Origin of the sequence: Gottfriedia acidiceleris (assembly GCF_004138285.1) — a bacterium.
GTDB lineage: Bacteria > Bacillota > Bacilli > Bacillales > Bacillaceae_G > Gottfriedia > Gottfriedia acidiceleris_A.
This window is the reverse complement of sequence record NZ_SCFN01000007.1, coordinates 323875-343815: the sequence shown is the minus strand read 5'-3', so window position 1 is coordinate 343815 and position 19941 is coordinate 323875. Positions and strand designations below refer to the sequence as shown.

General features: G+C 32.2%; 19 protein-coding genes. 14 read left to right on the top strand and 5 right to left on the bottom strand.

Annotated elements, in window-relative coordinates:
• The first annotated feature begins 697 nt into the window (after positions 1–697).
• The 3 genes from EP747_RS24255 to EP747_RS13620 all read left to right on the top strand — a co-directional run bounded on the left by EP747_RS24255 (position 698) and on the right by EP747_RS13620 (position 2749).
• Complete coding sequence (locus tag EP747_RS24255) at positions 698–838, top strand: hypothetical protein (RefSeq protein ID WP_165347041.1); 141 nt, start codon at positions 698–700, stop codon at positions 836–838.
• Between the two features lie 401 nt (positions 839–1239).
• Positions 1240–1698 (top strand): C40 family peptidase, encoded by a 459-nt coding sequence (locus tag EP747_RS13625; protein ID WP_098231151.1) that lies wholly within the window; start codon positions 1240–1242, stop codon positions 1696–1698.
• Between the two features lie 274 nt (positions 1699–1972).
• Positions 1973–2749, top strand: a complete 777-nt coding sequence (locus EP747_RS13620; RefSeq protein WP_129690671.1) for a prepilin peptidase — start codon at positions 1973–1975, stop codon at positions 2747–2749.
• 63 nt (positions 2750–2812) lie between these two features.
• Here the strand turns inward: EP747_RS13620 and EP747_RS13615 are convergent, their stop codons facing one another.
• Positions 2813–3367 carry a thioredoxin family protein gene (locus tag EP747_RS13615; RefSeq protein WP_129690670.1) on the bottom strand — a complete coding sequence of 185 codons (555 nt, stop codon included), beginning with the start codon at positions 3365–3367 and terminating at the stop codon, positions 2813–2815.
• A gap of 128 nt (positions 3368–3495) precedes the next feature.
• Here EP747_RS13615 and EP747_RS13610 point away from each other — a divergent pair, with 128 nt between their 5' ends.
• Both EP747_RS13610 and EP747_RS13605 read left to right on the top strand, forming a co-directional pair.
• A complete protein-coding gene (locus EP747_RS13610) occupies positions 3496–5892 on the top strand; it encodes a penicillin acylase family protein (protein WP_129690669.1) in 2397 nt (798 codons plus the stop codon).
• A gap of 363 nt (positions 5893–6255) precedes the next feature.
• Positions 6256–7128: a patatin-like phospholipase family protein gene (locus EP747_RS13605; protein WP_129690668.1), complete on the top strand. Its 873-nt coding sequence runs from the start codon at positions 6256–6258 to the stop codon at positions 7126–7128.
• 593 nt (positions 7129–7721) lie between these two features.
• On the opposite strand, the gene EP747_RS13600 is transcribed toward EP747_RS13605, so the two are convergent.
• Positions 7722–9023, bottom strand: coding sequence for an NCS2 family permease (locus EP747_RS13600; RefSeq protein WP_129690667.1), 1302 nt, complete (start codon positions 9021–9023; stop codon positions 7722–7724).
• Positions 9024–9207: 184 nt separating this feature from the next.
• Between EP747_RS13600 and EP747_RS13595 the strand changes: the two genes are divergently transcribed.
• The gene (locus EP747_RS13595) at positions 9208–10074 is read left to right on the top strand and encodes an SDR family oxidoreductase (protein WP_129690666.1); all 867 of its coding nucleotides are present in this window, start codon (positions 9208–9210) and stop codon (positions 10072–10074) included.
• A gap of 49 nt (positions 10075–10123) precedes the next feature.
• Here EP747_RS13595 and EP747_RS13590 read toward each other — a convergent pair whose 3' ends face one another.
• Positions 10124–10336 (bottom strand): DUF1540 domain-containing protein, encoded by a 213-nt coding sequence (locus tag EP747_RS13590; protein WP_056471273.1) that lies wholly within the window; start codon positions 10334–10336, stop codon positions 10124–10126.
• Positions 10337–10508: 172 nt separating this feature from the next.
• On the opposite strand from EP747_RS13590, the gene EP747_RS13585 reads away from it, so the two are divergent.
• Positions 10509–12233: a phospho-sugar mutase gene (locus tag EP747_RS13585; RefSeq protein WP_129690665.1), complete on the top strand. Its 1725-nt coding sequence runs from the start codon at positions 10509–10511 to the stop codon at positions 12231–12233.
• 40 nt (positions 12234–12273) lie between these two features.
• Here the strand turns inward: EP747_RS13585 and EP747_RS13580 are convergent, their stop codons facing one another.
• Complete coding sequence (locus tag EP747_RS13580; RefSeq protein WP_129690664.1) at positions 12274–12531, bottom strand: YhdB family protein; 258 nt, start codon at positions 12529–12531, stop codon at positions 12274–12276.
• A gap of 741 nt (positions 12532–13272) precedes the next feature.
• Between EP747_RS13580 and EP747_RS13575 the strand changes: the two genes are divergently transcribed.
• A complete protein-coding gene (locus EP747_RS13575; RefSeq protein WP_129690663.1) occupies positions 13273–14694 on the top strand; it encodes a SpoVR family protein in 1422 nt (473 codons plus the stop codon).
• 352 nt (positions 14695–15046) lie between these two features.
• Positions 15047–15295 carry a hypothetical protein gene (locus EP747_RS13570; RefSeq protein WP_129690662.1) on the top strand — a complete coding sequence of 83 codons (249 nt, stop codon included), beginning with the start codon at positions 15047–15049 and terminating at the stop codon, positions 15293–15295.
• 272 nt (positions 15296–15567) lie between these two features.
• On the opposite strand, the gene EP747_RS13565 is transcribed toward EP747_RS13570, so the two are convergent.
• Positions 15568–15888 carry a hypothetical protein gene (locus EP747_RS13565; RefSeq protein ID WP_129690661.1) on the bottom strand — a complete coding sequence of 107 codons (321 nt, stop codon included), beginning with the start codon at positions 15886–15888 and terminating at the stop codon, positions 15568–15570.
• A gap of 373 nt (positions 15889–16261) precedes the next feature.
• On the opposite strand from EP747_RS13565, the gene EP747_RS25100 reads away from it, so the two are divergent.
• The 5 genes from EP747_RS25100 to EP747_RS13545 all read left to right on the top strand — a co-directional run bounded on the left by EP747_RS25100 (position 16262) and on the right by EP747_RS13545 (position 19631).
• On the top strand, positions 16262–16390 hold the full coding sequence (locus tag EP747_RS25100; protein WP_268895638.1) for a hypothetical protein: 129 nt from the start codon (positions 16262–16264) through the stop codon (positions 16388–16390).
• A gap of 137 nt (positions 16391–16527) precedes the next feature.
• Positions 16528–16941: a hypothetical protein gene (locus EP747_RS13560; RefSeq protein WP_129690660.1), complete on the top strand. Its 414-nt coding sequence runs from the start codon at positions 16528–16530 to the stop codon at positions 16939–16941.
• Between the two features lie 154 nt (positions 16942–17095).
• Positions 17096–17470, top strand: coding sequence for a DUF2750 domain-containing protein (locus EP747_RS13555; RefSeq protein ID WP_129690659.1), 375 nt, complete (start codon positions 17096–17098; stop codon positions 17468–17470).
• A gap of 465 nt (positions 17471–17935) precedes the next feature.
• The gene (locus EP747_RS13550; RefSeq protein WP_129690658.1) at positions 17936–18652 is read left to right on the top strand and encodes a hypothetical protein; all 717 of its coding nucleotides are present in this window, start codon (positions 17936–17938) and stop codon (positions 18650–18652) included.
• A 28-nt stretch (positions 18653–18680) separates the two neighbouring features.
• Positions 18681–19631: a S8 family peptidase gene (locus EP747_RS13545; protein ID WP_129690657.1), complete on the top strand. Its 951-nt coding sequence runs from the start codon at positions 18681–18683 to the stop codon at positions 19629–19631.
• Positions 19632–19941: the final 310 nt, after the last annotated feature.

Genomic DNA, 19941 nt, shown 5'->3' with positions numbered 1-19941 from the left:
CAGCCTTCCCGCATTTCCCATAGGAGTCGAGCATCCTTTTTGTTCCAATCAACTTATTCATCAAAAAAAGTATATAATAAATACCTAATCAAATAGCCTTTACTTAGAGTAAAATAACAGTTCTTTATTAATCAGTTTGTAGGTCAATTAATATCGAACACTAATTTATAAACTAATCTATTGAACTTGTTTTTCTAAAATTAGCTCATGATATTTTTAACTTCTGAAAAAAACATTACTAGTGTTTGTTAGAATTATAAAATTGCTCAAACATATTAACATTTAAAACCATTAAAAGATCATCCAAAAATGATAAATTAATCATCAATAATGTTCACTTAATGTTCGTTTTCAAAAAACAATAGAATAGTCATATGAACGAATGAATTACCCTTTATTAATCAAATTGTTTCTTACGATGACAACTTACACATCTTTACAAATATTGATCGTCAAAAAAGAGGATATTTTAATTTTTGCAAGTTAGTTACAACATATATATATCAACAAAAATCACTTGTTTAGTATCAATAAGATGACAGATAAAACAATAATAAATAGACTTTTTTTCATAGAAATTCATTTAATGTTTGTATTTTCAGAGTGTTGAAAAAAGAAATTGTCAATTAAATTGTTGGATCGAACTTTGATATGTAAGTAGTGGATATTGATTTCCACTACAGGGTGCTCGCTTTTCATGGGGCAAATCTGTGGAAGTGCAAATAAAAAATCTGAAACTGCAATTAAATCTGACGAATCTGCAAATAAAAAAGTCATTACTGCAATAAAAACTATGAAAACTGCAAATAGGGCTACGAAACATGGGCTAATAGTATAATATAGTCAAAAAATAGAAGAAGTAACGTTAAATTAGACTGAGAAACAACCAAACCTAAACATAATCCAGTAAGATCATAAAAAATAAAAATAAATCTTCTCATCTATTGTTCAAACAACGATCTGAACTTTATATCAATCAATCTCACCGTTAGATTAACTAAGAACACCGCTATATTTTCGAAGTCCTAACTTTATTAATAAGGTTCATTTAATGCTCGTATATTTCAATACTCTGCAAAGTGGCTGTCGAATGATAGTCTTTTTTTATTACATCTTTCCGGCAAAAATCTACACAGTTTTATAGTATTACAAACACTTCGACAATTTGTAACACTCTTGTAATGGCTTTCAAAATCGTATTTTGTTAGACTTAGTTTATCAATGAAGGGGGAGAAAGAGATGAAAAAGCAAGTCCTTATAGCTTTCGTATGCTTACTGAGCATGGTGTTTTTTACGACTAAATCACAAGCAGCATCTACATATAACCCATACTCAAAGAAAAATCAGGTAACAAAAATCGCTAAACAATATACTGGAGTGCCATATCGTTTTGGTGGTACAAGTACTAAAGGTTTTGACTGCTCAGGTTACGTAGGGTATGTATACAAAAAAGTAGGTACTACATTACCTCGAACTGCATCTTCAATGTATACTGTTAGCTCAATTGTTAAAAAGCCTGTTCCTGGAGATTTAGTTTTCTTCAAAAATACATACAAAAAAGGTATTAGCCATGTAGGAATTTTCATGGGAAATAATAATTTTATTTCAGCGACTTCAAGTAAGGGAGTAGCTGTTGTAAGTCTTTCTAATTCATATTGGAAACCGAAATTCGCTGGCTCAGGTAGTGTAATTAAATAAATTAAATAAACATAATAATAAATGCGATTTACTTTTCTTAAGAATGGTAGATTGCTTTTTTTTTGCACATTAAGAAAGTATAAATTTGAAGCGACGAAGGGTATTCGACGTAGTTGCAAATATTAGGAATTAAGTATAAGTGCAACTACGCCTCTGTCTTCGCCTTAAGCTCGCCAATCGGCGAGTTTTCTTTATCTTTTCATAAAGTTTTCTTTTTTAATAAATAAGTAGATTATGTTCCAATGATATAATGACCCTTAACTAAACTAGTTGCATGACTTTAAAGGAGCTGGTAATCATAGCAATAATCTACTTTACTTTTTTTGTATTAGGTCTAGTATTTGGTTCTTTTTTTAATGTTGTTGGATTAAGAGTTCCAATTGGGAAATCGATTATTTCACCGGGTTCCTCGTGTTCAAATTGTGGACATAAATTGAGTTCTATAGAATTAATACCAATATTTTCTTTTTTACTCCAAAGAGGGAAATGTCGAAGTTGCGGGATTCTAATTTCCAAACTATATCTATTAATTGAAATAATAACAGGTATGTTATTTGTTTTATCCATCTATGAAACTGGTTTTCATAAAGATTTGATAATTGCTCTTTCAATCATATCTTTATTAATCATTATTGTTGTTTCGGATGTGAACTATATGATTATCCCTAATCGTATTCTACTAATCTTTTTATTTATTTTTAGTTTTGAACGAATCTTAATTCCATTGGATCCTTGGTGGAGTAGTATAGTAGGAGCGTTAGGAGCATTCGTGGTTTTGCTTCTAATTAATGTGATTACCAAAGGTGGAATGGGAGGAGGAGACATAAAGTTATTTAGTGTGCTAGGAATAATTTTAGGTTGGAAACTAACTCTTATTACATTTATGCTTGCATGTTTTTTAGGCAGTATTTACGGGTTAGTCGTAATATTGTCCGGAAAATTAAAGCGGCGAAATCCTATTCCTTTTGGTCCATTCATCGCAATGAGTGGATTAGTTAGTTATTTTTATTGTGAAAATCTAATAGAATTCTACGAAATAATTTTTTGTTAAGCTCATAAATAAAAAGGCTATTTAATTGAAAAATTCTTTCAACTAAATAACCCATACTTTTTCTTATGAGAATAATTTCTCTTCTACACTATTAATAACTGAATTCCAGTATTTTTTGTCTTCAACGAAGTTTGTTCGAATCGCTTTAAAAACAGCAGTTTGTTTTTCTTGGAAATTTGGATTATCTTTATCTGGAAGCTCTTTTTTCATTTCAACTACAATTTCTTCAATCTCCGCAGAACGTGGACCCCATACATTTACTTCATTCCCTTTTTCATCCATGAAAACAAAAATCGGAATAGAACGAGATTTACCATTTGTTAAATATTGATCCATTAATTCTAGGTTTTCATCTCGAATTAGGAATCTAGTATCTATATTAGCTATTTCCATCATTTTCTGAATAACTGGGACATTAAGTAATGCATCTCCACACCAATCTGCAGTTAAAGTAACAACCTTCCAATGACGATTCTTCAATTGTTCAAGCTTTGTGTGTGTACTTTCAGGAATCGTAACTTCATTATAGATTTTTAGAAGTTCTTCTTTATTTACATTCATTGCTTCTACATATTCTTGAAAAGTCATGCCCTTTTCGAACCAAGAATTTAATGACATATCTATACACTCCTTTAATGTTAATAAATAGTATTATACCCCATTCGTCATAAGAAGGAATGCAATAAGACTTGCAGAATTAATATACAGTATATGTTTTATATGCAGTTTAAGCAGGAGGGAGAAAAATGAGTGCGCCTATTGAGATGTCAAAAATTCGGAAGCGCTTTCCAAAGTGGATTAAAGTTACATCAACTATCTTAATCGTTATCGTCTTAATCGTTGCGGGAACCGGCCTGTACTTAACAAAAAAATCATTACCAAGCATTAAAGGAAATTTAACGATCAGTACGTTAAATCATAAAGTAGAGGTAGTTAGGGACGATAAAGGAGTACCTCATATTAGTGCAAAGAGTTTGCATGACTTGTATGTTGCGCAAGGCTTTGTAACTGCACAAGATCGATTATTTCAAATGGATTTAAGCAGGAGACAAGCGTCCGGACAATTAAGTGAAATGATTGGTGATGCTACAGTGGAGCGCGACTCATATTTTCGAACGCTTGGTTTAAGAAGAGCTGCTGAAGCTTCTTACAGCAAATACGATAAAAATGGACAAAATGTTTTAAATTGGTATGCAGAAGGAGTAAATGCGTACATAAAATACGCAATGAAAGAAAATAAACTACCAGTTGAATTTAAAATTTTACAATATAAACCAACTAAATGGACGGCAATTGACTCACTAGTAATTGGTAAATATATGGCATTTGATTTAGGCGGCCACTGGAACGAACAAGCATTTCGTTATTACGCTATGAATAAATTTCCAAAGGATAAGGCTTTGGAGCTATTCCCTGCTAATAATGATATAGATCCATATATAATTCCAAGTAATACTTCAAAAATAGACGTAGAAAAGAGCTTTGCAAGCGCAATTATTCCACCTGTTTGGAATGGAAGTAATGATTGGGTTGTTAGTGGTTCTAAAACCAAGTCCGGTAAACCGTTATTAGCAGATGATCCTCATTTAGGATTAGCGACACCGGCAATTTGGTATGAAACTCAATTAAAATCTGGTGATATGAATGTAAGTGGTGTAATTTTTGCAGGGGTGCCGGGAATCATCGTTGGTCATAATGAACATATTGCCTGGGGAGTAACAAACGTAGGCCCGGATGTACAAGATTTATATATTGAAAAACGAAATCCAAATAAGCCAGACGAATTTTTATATGATGGTCAATGGGAAAAGGCACAGGTTACAAATGAAACTATCAAAATTAAAGGTAAAAAGAATAAGGTTTTACCTGTTATGATTACGAGACATGGTCCAGTGATTTCGGAATTTGCGAGCGATGCTGGAAAAGATACTGTATTCTCTTTACAATGGACAGCACTACAACCAACAACGGAGCTAGAAGCCGTTTTAAAGTTTGACGTTGCAAAGGATTGGAATTCGTTTAAAGAAGGATTAGCTTTATTTGAAGCTCCTGCCCAAAATTTCGTATTTGCATCGGATGACGGAACAATTGCCTACCGAGCGAATGGGAAAATTCCAATCCGTAAAAAAGGTGATGGGCTAATGCCAGTGCCAGGTTGGACTAGTGATTACGGTTGGAAAGGATACATTCCATATGATGAACTACCAACAATCGTTAACCCAAAGGAAGGATTTATTTCATCTGCAAATAATAAAGTAGTGGATGATTCATATCCATACCATATTTCAAATTCATGGGCACAGCCTTACCGTCAATTACGCATTCAGGAAGTATTAAAAAAGAATGACGAATTGACTGTTAAAGATATGCAAAAGCTACAAATGGACGAAATGAACTTACAGGCGAAGGAACATGCACCGAAGTTTATTAAGTCCATAAAACAAAACATAGATCAATTATCATCTGTTGAAAAATCAGCTTTAAAGGAACTTGAAAAATGGAATTTTATAGATGATAAAGATGAAGCTTCTCCTCTCATATTCCAAATGTGGATGACTGAAATAAATAAAGCATTGTTCGATCAACAAATCTCAAACGATATGATGGATTTATTTGGAGACCGCAAAGTCGTTGTCGATCAATTGCTACGTGACAGCTTAAATGGGAAAAAAGTAATCTGGGTTGATGAACAAGGCGGAATTGATAAACTTTTATTAAAAACCTTCAAAACAACAATTAAAAATATTAGCAAAACTGACGGTGAAAATGCAGCTAAGTGGAATTGGGGTGATCACCATAAAGTTGCTTTCGAACACCCGTTATCCAGTATTAAAATCTTAAGCTATTTCTTTAATGCAAGAGATCCAATCCCAGTAGGAGGCAGCGCAACTACAGTTAAGGCAGCAGGATATGATGACCAAGGAATTGTAGACCATGGTGCATCATGGAGAACTGTTGTAGACTTTGCAAATTTAAGTAAATCAGTAAACATAGTCGGACCAGGACAATCCGGAAACCTCGGAAGCAATTGGTATAGTGACCAAATGGAAGATTGGGCAAATGGAACATATCATACTACTTCTTTGAAAAGTGTTGAAGGTGTTAAAGAAATGCTCGAACCGGGAAAAGCAAAGAATAGGTAGGAAGACAGGAAGTACAGAGGACAGACCTATAGGAGGTCTGTTTTCTTTGTTTGAGAAGTGAAATATGGCATTCTTTAAGGAAACCGACCAATTATTTGTAAAATTGAAAAGGAATGGGTGGAAACGAATTAGTTTAAGCAAAAATTGTTGGATGAGCGGAGAATTTACTTATTATAATTGCGATTCCTGATTTTTAATTGCAGCTTCGAGGAATTTAATATCACCTTAAAGGTTAAATCAAGCTAACTAAGATTTGAACTCCTTGTCCCTCACTCAACTCTAATTTCTTCCATTTCCTCATGTCATATAATAAAATATTTAAATAGATTGTCTTAAAGTAAATGAAAAAGGGGGGCTGTGAAAATGAATGGAATGGGCTTAGTTCTCGAGGGTGGAGGAATGAGAGGGATTTATACTGCCGGTGTTCTTGATTATTTTCTAGAACAAAATATAGAAATTCCTTATGTGATAGGTGTTTCTGCGGGTGCTTGTATGGGAACTTCTTATCTATCAAAACAACATGGTCGTAATAAACGAGTAAATACGGAATTTTTACAGCATCCAGATTATATTTCTTTTAAAAATTTAATTCGTAATAAGCAGCTTTTTGGCATGGACTTATTATTTGATATTATTCCTAATGAGTTAGATCCATTTGATTTTGATTCTTTTTATAATGCTGAGCAAAAATTTGTAGTTGGTACGACTGATTGTATTACAGGAGAACCTGTCTATTTTGATAAAGATCAAATTGTAGAATCAACAGATATGTTAAATATAATTCGGGCATCAAGTTCTTTACCGTTAATGGCTCCAATCATTAGGTTTAATGATCATTTCTTGATGGATGGTGGCATTGCAGATCCGATTCCGATCGGTAAATCTGAAGCGGATGGCAATCGTAAAAATATAGTTGTTTTAACTAGAAATGCAGGTTATCGTAAGAAACCTTCAAAAGGAACTTGGTATTTGCAAAAAAAGTATAAAGATTATCCAGGACTTGTTCAGGCCGTACTAAATAGATATGAAGTTTATAATAAGCAATTAGAATATATTGAGGAGCAAGAAAAAGCTGGCAATATATTAGTCATTCGTCCTGTACAAAAGTTAAAAGTTGGACGTATCGAACGAAATAAAGGGCGTTTATTAGAGCTATATAAAGAAGGTTATGAGGATGCTAAGCGACTTCGTGAACAAATTTTAGAATTCATATCATACGAAAAAACGACCTGTTAATCAGGTCGTTTTAATATGTTGAAAATTAAACTATTTAGACTTAATGAAAACGCTTGTCTTTCAAAGTACGAAGCATGTTATAAAAGCGAAACAACTAAGAAAGCGAGCGTTTGTCATCAGTTTGATCAACCTGTTAAATTCAGGTTGTTTTTTGGGGGGAGGGAGAAAATAGATTAATCCTTATTGTTATTTTTGTTATTATTGTTCATCATGTTTTTCATCATCATTTCAAACATTACCATATCGACACCTAAACACGGATTCATACAGCCACAATTACTTTTTCTTCTATGGCAACAGCATCTGCATCTGCAGTGACAATCATGATTATGACAATCACAACGATCTCGATGGCAATCATCACAATCGCAACGTCTTCTTCTGCAATCGTCACAATCACAGTTATTTCGTCTACAACTACTTGAGTTCATGTTGACTTGATCTTGGTTGTTCCACATCGTAGAACACCTCCTTGAATAATCTACATAACAAAGTATGCAAAGATGTCCCATCAAGGAAAGGCTAGTACCTAAATAAAAAATAAAAAAGCACATTAATCTTTTTAAAGATTATGTGCTTTAAAATATTAATTATTAATGTGGGAAGAAAACCAATTGGATTAAGAATAATATTCCAAATATATAAATAACTGGTTTAACATTTTTTGCTTTCCCTTTAACGACTTTTAATAATGGGTAGGTAATAAACCCAAGAGCAATACCAGTAGCAATACTTGATGTAAGTGGCATTGTGATAATAACTAGAAATGCAGGGAATGCTTCTTCAAAGTTATCCCATTCAATATGACGAACACTACCCATCATTAAGCAACCTACTACGATTAATGATGGTGATGTAATTGCTGCTACATCAGAAATTGAATTAACAAGTGGGCTAAAGAATGCTGCAAAAACGAAAAGTAATGCAACAACAAGTGCCGTTAAACCTGTTCTACCCCCAGCTGCAACACCTGCTGTAGATTCGATATAAGCTGTTGTAGGTGAAGTACCAAACATAGCTCCAATTGTTGTACCGAATGAATCTGAAAGCATCGCACGACCAGTACGTTTTTCATCCTTCTTATTTAATAAACCAGCTTGTGAAGCTACACCTAGGAATGTACCTGTCGTATCAAAAATTGTAACTAATAAGAATGAAAAGACAACCGAATATAGTCCATAATGAATGACATCTGAAGCTGCTGTTATTGGATTAGCAACAATGATATGCTCAGGTAATTTAGGTAAAGAGAAAATATTTCCTTTAATGTGTAATTTTCCAGCAAAGCCCGCGATAATTGCTGTTGAAACCATTCCGAAGAATAAAGCTCCATTTATATTTAAGGCAAATAAGATAACCGTAATTGCAATTCCGACTAAAGTAAGAACTACACCAGGAGAATGGAGATCGCCTAATCCTACAAGATTATCTTTGTTAGCAACGATTATACCTGAAAGACGTAAACCTATAAAAGCGATAAACAATCCAATTCCAACACTAATTGCATGTTTTAATGTATTTGGAATTGCTTCTATTAAATGCGTTCTAAATTTAGTTAAAGAAAGAATAACGAATAAAATACCTGTAATAAATACAGCTGAGAAAGCTAATTGATATGAAATACCATGTGCTTTTGAAACAACTGAATAAGCAAAGTATGCATTCATTCCCATTCCGGGAGCAATCGCAATTGGGTAGTTTCCGAACAATGCCATAAATAATGTCCCAACTAGTGTTGCAATGATTGTTGCAGTAAATGCTTGGTCAAAAGGAACTCCAGCCGCAGATAATATAATAGGATTAACAATTATTATATAAGCCATTGTTAAAAAAGTGGTAAAACCAGCTATAATTTCTGTTTTAAACGAAGTGTTAGCCTCTTTTAATTTAAACATAATAGTTCTCCTTGTAAAATACGAATGATAAACCCAACAGTTATTAATAATATTCGCTTTATTGTAAAAGTGCAAGCTTTTTTATTAGATTAACCTCTTTTAACGAATTAAATTATGTTTAGTATTCCTAAAAGTATGATTTGGGTATGCTAAATCTGAATTATTTAAAAGGAGGATGTAGTAAATGAATCAGAAACAGTTTCCGACTAAATTTAATCCGCAACATCAAAATAAGCAACCAGGTATCGAAAAGGAAATGACGCCAATACCTATATCAGATGATCCAAACTACACACCAAGTGGTAAATTAAAGGAAAAAGTAGCCATTATTACTGGTGGAGATAGTGGAATTGGAAGAGCAGTTGCTATACTTTTTGCAAAAGAAGGGGCATCAGTTTTTATTCCGTATTTAGATGAGGATGTTGATGCGCAAGATACAAAGAAATTTATAAATGGTTTTGGTGGAAATTGTGAAATAATGAGATGTGACATTAGAACAGAGGAAGTTTGTAAACAAATCGTTCAGAATGCAATTCAAACCTTCGGGAAAATTAACATTTTAGTGAACAATGCTGCTGTTCAGTATCCTCAAAAGAATTTGGAAGACATTACGGAGGAGCAATTAAAAAGAACATTTGAAACGAATATTTTTTCAATGTTCTTTTTATCAAAAGCTTGCCTTCCACATATGAAGCAAGGAGATTCTATTATAAATACTGCGTCAATAACTGCTTATAAAGGACATGATCAATTATTAGATTACTCTGCGACGAAAGGAGCGATTGTTACATTCACTCGTTCACTTTCTACAAATCTTGCTCAAAAGGGTATTCGTGTTAATGGTGTAGCTCCCGGGCCAATTTGGACACCATTGATTCCAGCAAGTTTTGACGAACAAGAAGTAGCAAAGTTTGGTAGTACAACTCCAATGAAACGAGCTGGACAACCAGTAGAGCTCGCACCGGCATATCTTTATTTAGCCAGCAATGAAGCTTCCTTTATTACAGGACAAATCATTCATGTTAATGGTGGAGTTATTGTGAACGGATAAACTAATAAAATGGTGCCATATACGATTAAATGTAAATGGCACCATTTCATTAATATTTAGGTCGAAACGTGTGACAGCAAGTTTCACCACTATGTACTGCAGAAGTAGTTATTTCACCGTCTAAGACTGCATTTTGAATCGTTAAATCAAAGTCATTTGAGTATTCATATGCTTCTGTTTGAACAAGAATTGAGTCTGCTTGGCAAAAGTTACCCTGCCCCCAAAAATTACAATTTGCAACACTACATCTAATTTCTGGCATGAACTCGCCCTCCTTTCGTTTTATTTTCTACATACTTTGCAATCTCATTCAGATATAAAGTAGTACCATTGTAGAATTTTTCGTGAGAATATTGTAAACTTTTGTAAGATAGAAGGAGTTAGGAAGACTTTTATCGAATCAAAACTCTGATTAAGTATAGGAGGAGAATTATATGAATTGGGAAACAACTTATAAAAAATGGATTCAATCACCGACATTAGATCAAGAACTAAGAGAACAACTAATTAATCTTGAGAATAATCAGCTTATACTTAAGGAAAGTTTCTATCAAAATTTAGAATTTGGTACTGGTGGAATGCGCGGAGAAATTGGACCAGGAACGAATCGTATGAATATTTACACAATCCGTAAAGCATCTGCTGGATTTGCAAAATATATTGAAAGCTTTGGAGAAGAAGCAAAAAACCGTGGAGTTGCAATTGCTTTCGATTCTCGTCATAAAAGTCCCGAGTTTGCAATGGAAGCAGCAAAAACACTTGCAACACATGGTATTAAAGCGTATGTGTTTAATGAATTACGTCCTACACCAGAATTATCATTTGCAGTACGTGAGTTAAACTGCTTCGGGGGAATTGTCATTACAGCTAGTCATAATCCACCTGAATATAATGGATTTAAAGTTTATGGTGATGACGGTGGTCAATTACCTCCAGCTGCTGCTGATCAAGTAATTGAATACGTTAATTCATTTGAAAATGAGTTAGAAATTGAAGTATCTTCTGAACAAGAATTAGTTGAAAAAGGCTTAATACATAGATTAGATGAAGAAATGGACAAATTATATGTAGAGCAACTTAAAACGGTTGTTGTTAACAACGATTTAGTTCAAGAACATGGTAAGGATTTAAAAATTGTCTTTACTCCATTACATGGCACAGCATTACTACCTGCAACGATGTCATTAAAAGCAGTTGGCTTTGAAAATGTAACAATTGTTGAAGAACAAGCAAAAGCAGATCCGAATTTTACAACTGTAAAATCACCGAACCCTGAAGAACACGCAGCGTTTGAATATGCAATTCGTTACGGTAAAGAGATTGATGCAGATGTTTTAATTGCAACTGACCCTGATGCTGACCGATTAGGAATCGCTACAAAGAATGAAAACGGCGAATATGTAGTCTTAACTGGAAATCAAACAGGAGCATTAATGCTTCATTATTTATTAAGCCAACAAGATGTACCTTCAAATGCCCTATTACTTAAAACAATCGTTACATCTGAATTTGGTCAAGTAATTGCATCGAAATTCGGTGTTAAAACAATCGATACACTTACTGGATTTAAGTTTATTGGTGAAAAAATTAAAGAATATGAGCAAACAAACGAATACTCATTCTTATTCGGCTATGAAGAAAGCTATGGCTATTTAATTAAACCATTTGTTCGTGATAAAGACGCAATTCAAGCAACAATACTTGCTGCAGAAATTGCTACTTATTATAAAACAAAAGGTATGACTCTATATGAAGGTCTTAATAGCCTATATAAGCAATATGGCTATTACTTAGAAGGATTAAAATCATTAACTTTAAAAGGAATTGAGGGTACAGAAAAAATCCAATCGATTTTAACAAATTACCGTCAAAATCCACCAATGGATATTAATGGCCTAAAAGTTGTTACTGTTGAAGACTATAAACTTCAAGAGAAAACGACTTTAGAATCAGGAGAAAAAGAACAAATTCTACTACCTAAATCAAATGTATTAAAGTATCATCTTGAGGACGGCTCATGGGTATGCTTACGTCCATCTGGAACTGAACCAAAAATCAAGTTCTACTTTGGAATTGTTGGACAATCTCGTGAAAATAGCATCCAAAAATTGGATAGTTTACAACAAGCATTTATGGAAAAAATTGAAGTATTAGTCTAAAAAAGAGCGACTATTTAGTCGCTCTTTTCATTTATTTTAGTTAAAGCTCTAATGATGAAATAAAAGATTGTTCCTCGGCAGCTTCTTCCCTAGTAGCATGCTCAATATGTTGGAACATACCTTTTAGTTTTTCATCAATGACCGCTAAGTCCCTCTCGTATTTAAAGGCATGTAGAAAATGTTCGATACGCTTTGAAAAAAGGTCGTCTTTCGTATTTACCATTAACACGAGGAGCTTATCCCATTGACAACAATAAGTGTAATACAATGCTAAATCATAATCGGATTGTACTTGCATTGTGAACCTCCTTTTTAGAGGGTACACATAGTTTATGGCGAAAAAAATTAATTAGCCATGAGAGAATTTAACAAAAGGTTACGGTAGAGGTTAGGTAAAAAAAGGATGGTTAAGTGCAGGAACGATAGGGGAAACAAGAAAAATAGTGTGATTTTTCGTATTTTAGAAATACTTTATTGCTTTGATTAAATTATTAAATAAATGGCTTCAATTTAGTTAAATGGAACACAAAGTAGGATGAAATGGGTCAAAAATATATTGATTACTGTTATTTTTGCATCTGTCTTGGAGTTTGATTGCGATTCCCGGAATTTAATTGTGATCCCGGAGTAAAATTGAGATTTCTGGAATTTAATTGTGACTACTGAAATTAAACCGAATTCTTCGCTTAGGATTACAGATAAAATCTTTTCCAACACTTAAGGTATACTTTTATAAGAAACAGGGATAATAAAATTAAAATAATTAGCAATAAGTAATACTGGAGAAACTATGTACTCTAAACTTCAATTTGACTTTTCTTAATCAAAAATAAAAGTATTCAAAAAAGAAGTTATATCAAACGCATTGTACAAATAAAATTAACTACCGTATGAATTTTTTTCATACGTTTTTTTTTGTGTTTATGATTTCAAAAAACTTCGAATTAGGCATATGAATATAATAGAGATATGACTATTTTTACATTAATTCAATTTTCAGTTCATAGAATAATATAAGAAGAGACAGGAGGAGAGTGTGATGAAGGCGAGTGATTATAGAGCGTTGGAATATGCTATTGACGAAATTACAGAGATTGCGAGAGGATTTGGGCTAGACTTTTACCCAATGCGCTATGAAATCTGTCCTGCAGATATCATTTATACATTTGGCGCTTACGGTATGCCTACAAGATTCTCCCACTGGAGCTTTGGTAAACAGTTTTATAAAATGAAGCTTCATTACGATTTAGGGTTAAGCAAAATTTATGAATTGGTAATCAACTCTGATCCATGTTATGCATTTTTATTAGATACAAACTCTCTCGTTCAAAATAAATTAATCGTTGCACACGTTTTAGCTCATTGTGACTTTTTTAAAAATAATATTCGTTTCTCTAACACGAAGAGAGATATGGTTGAAAGTATGGCAGCTACTGCTGAACGAATTAAACACTATGAACATATATACGGAAAACAAGAAGTAGAAAATTTCCTAGATGCAGTACTCTCAATTCAAGAGCATATTGATCCATCATTAATGCGACCAAAACTAGCTTATGATTTAGAAAGTGATTTCCCAATGAAAGAGAAAAAAAGAGTTACACCATACGATGATTTATGGAATATGGACCAAAGTAAAGAAAAGAAAAATGATTCAAATCTTATCCCAATTAAACGTAAACAATTTCCACCACAACCCGAAAAAGATATCCTTTTATTTATCGAAGAATACTCCAGAGAACTAGAAGAATGGCAACGTGATATCCTGACAATGTTACGAGAAGAAATGCTTTATTTCTGGCCACAGCTTGAAACGAAGATTATGAATGAAGGCTGGGCAAGTTATTGGCACATCCGAATCATGCGTGAACTAAACCTTGATTCAAATGAAGCAATAGAATACGCAAAACTAAACGCAGGAGTAGTTCAACCTTCTAAAACAAGTATTAATCCATACTACTTAGGACTAAGAATGTTTGAAGATATAGAAGAGCGATATAATAACCCAAGTAAAGAAATGAGAGAGTTAGGTGTTCAACCTGGCAGCGGTCGAGAAAAAATGTTTGAAGTACGAGAATTAGAGTCTGATAGTTCATTTATCCGAAATTACTTAACGAAAGATCTTGTCATGCGTGAAGATATGTATCTATTCCAGCGACAAGGTAAGGAGTATAAAGTTACTGATAAAGCATGGGAAAATGTACGTGATCAACTAGTAGTTAGTCGAGTAAATGGAGGATTCCCATATATCGTTGTTCAAGAAGGAGATTACTTAAAAAATGGTGAGCTTTATTTGAAGCATTCCTATGAACATATGGAACTTGATGTGAAGTATGTTGAGAAGGTAATGCCTTATATTCATCAGTTGTGGGGTAGAGGCGTTCATTTAGAGACGAATATTGAGAATAAGTCTGTGTTGTTTAGTTATGATGGGAAGAATATTCATCGAAAGTATATTTGAGGCCACCTTTAAAAGGTGGTTTTTTTGTATGAATTGCTTTCTATTAATAGCCATTATTCAACTCAAATTCTGAAATAGAATGGTCAATTTAATGATCATATAGCATTCTGATTTCACATCCTCTTTGTTCATAAAATTTCAAAGTACTAATTAAATATAGGATTCTATAATTATGACTAGAATTTTGATGATGCTTATTCAACATAATGGCAGGATAGTTCAACAAGAAATATCTAAATTATTGGGATTATTTGCTTAAGAAAAGGTTGTTAGTTTCTGATAATGTTTAATTAATAATTAATTTGTAAAGCAAATGTACAAATGGAAAATAAATTGTCTAGGGGGAATTAAATTGAAAAAATATATGAGATTAATTATGAGTATAGTAGCCTTTATAATGCTTTTAATAGCACAAAATGTTAAAAATACATTTATTGCAAAAACTTTATTTGGCGTAATCGGTATAGTGTGTATTTCGTCAGTATTACATCTTTTAAAAAACCGAAAAGAATATTTTAATAAAAGTAAATCAATAAATTTAATACGTATTATTGCTCCTTTAATTCTGTCCCTTTGTTGTTTATGGGAAATATTTTCTTAATCAACTAACTGATGCGTTAGTTGAACATCACGAGCTGCCAAATATGCAGCTTTTTTTATTAAGGTTTTGGACAGTAAAGTTGAATAAAAGTTATATTTAAGAATCATATAATTAAAAATTAATGATAAAATGGAAAAAAATAACAAGCTAGGAAGGTGTTATATGAGGATTAAACTTTTAGCTATATTTTTAATAATGATTGCACTAGTAGTTTGTCCGGAACTTAGGGACTATAAAAAAATCCCTAGTTTTACTAAGGATTTAATATAATTTTAATTATGATAAACGCTTGATTTAGAATATACAAGTTCATAGTATTCAGACATTTCTTCTTCTGTTATATTGTATGTTCTTTGAATTTCATTGTGTTCTTCCAATAAATTTTTTGACCATTCCATTGATTGTCTATCTGTTATCTTACCACTCTTTAGTAACATTTTATTTTTTGCAAATTCTGACCTGAATTTAAGTTCGAATTCTGCAATTTCTACGATTTCTTCAGGAGAATGTTTTTCTTCGTTATGGCTAGAAGTGCTATTCATTTTAAGTATAATACCAATTATTACAATTACAATTACAATAAACCATACCATAATATCACCACCTTTCATTTTCATAATATCATGTATAAATAACTAATAGTTAAACTATTCCAAAATTTATACGCCTTAAATTTTTGTGTTTTCCCCAATCTGTAGGTTGTAGTAAAACTCATTAAAGATTTCTACCAGTGATATTAAGAAAGTAAAAGTTGAACTAATAAAAGAAGAAACTCAAAAAGAAGGAAAACTATATACTCTTAAATTAATTAATGGTAGTGATTTTGTAATTAAACAAAAAAATGTACATGTTTAGTTTCCAATAGAAATAAATCAAAACGCACACAAAGGCAACGATTATAAGGTAGAGGCAAAGGGGAACAAGTTAGACATTCAACCTGGAGAAGATAGGATATTAAATGTATATATGCCATTTGAAGGACTCGATAAAACTTCTTTAGCGATTGATGATCCAAGTTATCAATTAGTAGGTTATTTGAAACAAGTAGATGGAAAACATCTTGTTACTATTGGTGGGGACCTAATAAATAAATAATTCCATATTGAACTAACGCAGTGCATTAGTTGAACAACATGATTGGCTGTTTAGTCGATTTTTTTTATTCAACAAAATGGCAGGATAGTTTAATAAGAAATGATATGATATATAGAAAATATATATGGAGGAAGAAAATGCGAAAGAAACTCGAAGAAATAATATATGCTCAAGGATATCCAAATGCTGAAGCAGCACCTATTGTTAATTTAGAAGATTTCTTTGAAGGAAATACTGATGAAGGTTCAATTGGATGTAACCTTTTAGACCATCCAGGAATTAAAAAATTTTATGATGTACTGATAAATATAAGAGAAAAAGCCAATGTCCAAGACGTCTTTGTAGAAATTATGGAGATTGAGGATGACGTCGATTATTGGGCTTTTTCTGAAAGAGTTTATATATTAACTAATGCAGATAATTCTTTAGTTGAAGAATGGGTTAAAGATTTGGAACCATCGGAAGTGGATGAAGGATATGCTTTTGGTGTACCAGAAATAGCACCGAAATTATTTGAAGGTTACAAAGTTTATTCAGTTTGGTGGGATTAAAATAAATTTCTTATTGAACTAACTGGTGCATTAGTTGAACACAAGATCGGCTGTTTAGTCGATTTTTTTTATTCAACAAAATGGCTGTTTAGTGGAATAAGGAAATTAGTGATAAAATGAAATTAAACAATTAATTTACTTGGAGTACGAAGTTATGAATAATAAAGAATTCGAAGCGATTATTAAATTACCAGCTAATATTAGATATGAATATTTTATAAAGAAAGTTGCTGATTATGAAGAAGTTTGGGCGTTGTATGATGATGGTTTTGTTACTGCTACTGATGACAAGGGTAATAAAATTATTCCTTTCTTTCCTAAAAAAGAATTTGCCCAAAACTATGCAAAACTTGAGTGGGCTAATTGTAAACCGACTGCAATTGAGTTAGATGATTTTATTGATAAGTGGCTACCTGGAATGGAAAAAGATGAAATCAAACCTGCAATTTTTCCAGTAGATGATAAAATGGCTATAGTAGAATATGAACTACTGCTCAGAGATCTGGAAACTGAACTTGAAAATTATTGAACTAACGCATGCGTTAGTTGAAGATCAAGAGTCACAATTGTGGCTCTTTTTTTATTGGAGTAAATGGTAGTTAGGCAAAGAACGTAAAATGAGGTGAAATTTGTGATGAGATTAGATGCTGTATAATCTTTTATATATGACGAATCCTCTAATTAATGCCTTATCATCCAGTAGGAGTTGAGAGCTTATTAAAATCAGCATCACCTTACAATGCTCAAGGGGAATGTTAATAATATCTTATGTAAAGAAAGGATTAAAATGTTGAACTTTTTAATCCTTTCATATAACTCTATTTTTATATAGTAAACCTATATTATACATTTATTGTTATTTACTATAAGGACAACCCAATTAAATAAAATTAACGCAATTTTAATATGTTTTTAAAAAAGTATATTAATAGTTTATATTTCGTGTTACCATATTTTGGTAATAGTGATCATACTAATAGAGGGAGAATTTGCTATGAAAAAAATTTTAACTAGTGCTATTTTAGCAAGTACATTATTTACAGTAAGTGGAGTTAGTGCTTATGCTGATACGACAGTAAGTGATACCACTACTACTACTCTTGAGAATCAAGTTCTTGACAAAACTATTTCTGAAATTAAGGATATCATTGCTCCTGAAGTTAATGTTAGTCAAGATGGTATTAAAATTGAGGATAAACAAGCTATTCTAGATAACTTAAAGTCAGTAAACCTTGATGTGTTGGAACAAGCTTCTAGGGAACAAGGAGTTATCGGAGAAGAAGACCAACTTACTGAAGAGAAACTATTAGATGCATTTTCTACTGGAATTGACTCATTAAATCAGTCTATTGAAAGTGGCGATTTAACAGTGCTTGATGAAGGTACAATGGTTCCAACAAATGATGATAACTTCTATCTTCAAGGCGGATCTACATATGATGTAACATATTGGTGGGGAAAAAAGAGATATAAGAGTACTTATTATGCAAATAAATGGGCTTCTGATTTAAATACTGCTGCAAATGCAAATGCTGGAGCTGCTGTACTTGCTGGAGCTATCTTTGGAGGAGTTGGAGCGATTCCTAATGGTTTAACAGCAGCTTATTCTTATCAATTAGCAAATAAAGTTTCTTATTATAATAGTTTGAGTAGTCGTGGTATCGTGGCAAATCTTACTTGGTTACTTGTGTTTACTGTGAATAAACAGTAAAAAAAAATAACTAAAAGGAAGTATAACAATGAATTATCTAATGCCGATATTTATTATTGCATTTATATTAAGTCTGTTTCTACATAAGTACTTGCATCTAGATAAGTATCCATTAATAAAAAAGTTTACTATCGGGTTAATTATTATTCTGATAATTGGTTCAATTTTTTTTATCTATACAAATGTTACCTTAGGTAAAAAAGATTATGGTTGGCAAGCGGATTATATGAATTACAATCAATTACACAAATATTCGACTGGCAAATCTCAAAAAATAGCTCTTATCGATAGTGGAATTTCGAAATTCCAAAAAGAGGATAATAATTCAATTACATTAACTGGAAAAAATGAAGATGAAAATGGTCATGGAACAATGATGTATTCAATTATAAAAGGGGAAAAAAATGAGGTTCTTGGAATTTCTCCTGATGCTGAAGTGATTTCTATTAAAATCATGAATTCAGAAGAGGGTATTTCTCCTTCTCTTATGGTTCAAGCTGTTGAAAAGGCAATTGAGTTGAATTGTACCATTATTAATATGAGTATAGGAAGTTATAAATTTAATGAAGAATTATCTAATTTAATTGATATTGCTCTTAAAAAAGGAATTACTATAGTTTCCTCTTCTGGAGATTATTCTTCTGGTGATATGATGTTTCCTGCAAATAAAGAAGGTGTAATTTCAGTTGGTTCTATTTCGGCAAATAAAAGAGTATCTGACTTTACAAATGCACCAGAGAATACAACTATTAATGCACCGGGTGATGAAATTAGAAGTTATGCAGTAGATAATAAAATTGTAAGTAATTCAGGGACATCCCAAGCAACAGCGATTATCTCAGGATATGTTGCTCTTTTAAGAGATTATGCCTCTAGAAAAGATATTAATCTATCTAACGATCAGTTAAAGATGCTACTTTCCTCTATCAAGGATGGAAAGAGTAATTATGTAAATGTTTTTACAAAAATAAAAAAGTAAATAATCTGAAATGCTTATTATTAATATATTATTCAATTTTAGTTTACGTAGAAAATCTTAACGGTTGAAAATGCGCCAAATCCGGTCCTAATAATGGGTTGGCGTTTTCTCTTTTTTAGCGATTTATAGAATTATTATATAATGATTTATTCATGGATTTTCTTTATCTAACCCTACTAATAGGATGTACTTAATGTCCTTCAAAAACGTTCTTACGTTGTATAAGGTTTGATCATTTGTGATAATATCTTACTGAAAAAGTAGAAAGTAATTGTTTGAAATGTGAAAGAATTTTAATAACATTATAGAT

What these genes read in the sequence shown, in the direction of transcription:
- EP747_RS24255 (WP_165347041.1), top strand. Translation starts at nt 698, where the DNA reads ATGGGGCAAATCTGTGGAAGTGCAAATAAAAAATCTGAAACTGCAATT.
- EP747_RS13625 (WP_098231151.1), top strand. Translation starts at nt 1,240, where the DNA reads ATGAAAAAGCAAGTCCTTATAGCTTTCGTATGCTTACTGAGCATGGTG.
- EP747_RS13620 (WP_129690671.1), top strand. Translation starts at nt 1,973, where the DNA reads ATGACTTTAAAGGAGCTGGTAATCATAGCAATAATCTACTTTACTTTT.
- EP747_RS13615 (WP_129690670.1), bottom strand. Translation starts at nt 3,367, where the DNA reads ATGTCATTAAATTCTTGGTTCGAAAAGGGCATGACTTTTCAAGAATAT.
- EP747_RS13610 (WP_129690669.1), top strand. Translation starts at nt 3,496, where the DNA reads ATGAGTGCGCCTATTGAGATGTCAAAAATTCGGAAGCGCTTTCCAAAG.
- EP747_RS13605 (WP_129690668.1), top strand. Translation starts at nt 6,256, where the DNA reads ATGAATGGAATGGGCTTAGTTCTCGAGGGTGGAGGAATGAGAGGGATT.
- EP747_RS13600 (WP_129690667.1), bottom strand. Translation starts at nt 9,023, where the DNA reads ATGTTTAAATTAAAAGAGGCTAACACTTCGTTTAAAACAGAAATTATA.
- EP747_RS13595 (WP_129690666.1), top strand. Translation starts at nt 9,208, where the DNA reads ATGAATCAGAAACAGTTTCCGACTAAATTTAATCCGCAACATCAAAAT.
- EP747_RS13590 (WP_056471273.1), bottom strand. Translation starts at nt 10,336, where the DNA reads ATGCCAGAAATTAGATGTAGTGTTGCAAATTGTAATTTTTGGGGGCAG.
- EP747_RS13585 (WP_129690665.1), top strand. Translation starts at nt 10,509, where the DNA reads ATGAATTGGGAAACAACTTATAAAAAATGGATTCAATCACCGACATTA.
- EP747_RS13580 (WP_129690664.1), bottom strand. Translation starts at nt 12,531, where the DNA reads ATGCAAGTACAATCCGATTATGATTTAGCATTGTATTACACTTATTGT.
- EP747_RS13575 (WP_129690663.1), top strand. Translation starts at nt 13,273, where the DNA reads ATGAAGGCGAGTGATTATAGAGCGTTGGAATATGCTATTGACGAAATT.
- EP747_RS13565 (WP_129690661.1), bottom strand. Translation starts at nt 15,888, where the DNA reads ATGGTATGGTTTATTGTAATTGTAATTGTAATAATTGGTATTATACTT.
- EP747_RS25100 (WP_268895638.1), top strand. Translation starts at nt 16,262, where the DNA reads ATGCCATTTGAAGGACTCGATAAAACTTCTTTAGCGATTGATGATCCA.
- EP747_RS13560 (WP_129690660.1), top strand. Translation starts at nt 16,528, where the DNA reads ATGCGAAAGAAACTCGAAGAAATAATATATGCTCAAGGATATCCAAAT.
- EP747_RS13555 (WP_129690659.1), top strand. Translation starts at nt 17,096, where the DNA reads ATGAATAATAAAGAATTCGAAGCGATTATTAAATTACCAGCTAATATT.
- EP747_RS13550 (WP_129690658.1), top strand. Translation starts at nt 17,936, where the DNA reads ATGAAAAAAATTTTAACTAGTGCTATTTTAGCAAGTACATTATTTACA.
- EP747_RS13545 (WP_129690657.1), top strand. Translation starts at nt 18,681, where the DNA reads ATGAATTATCTAATGCCGATATTTATTATTGCATTTATATTAAGTCTG.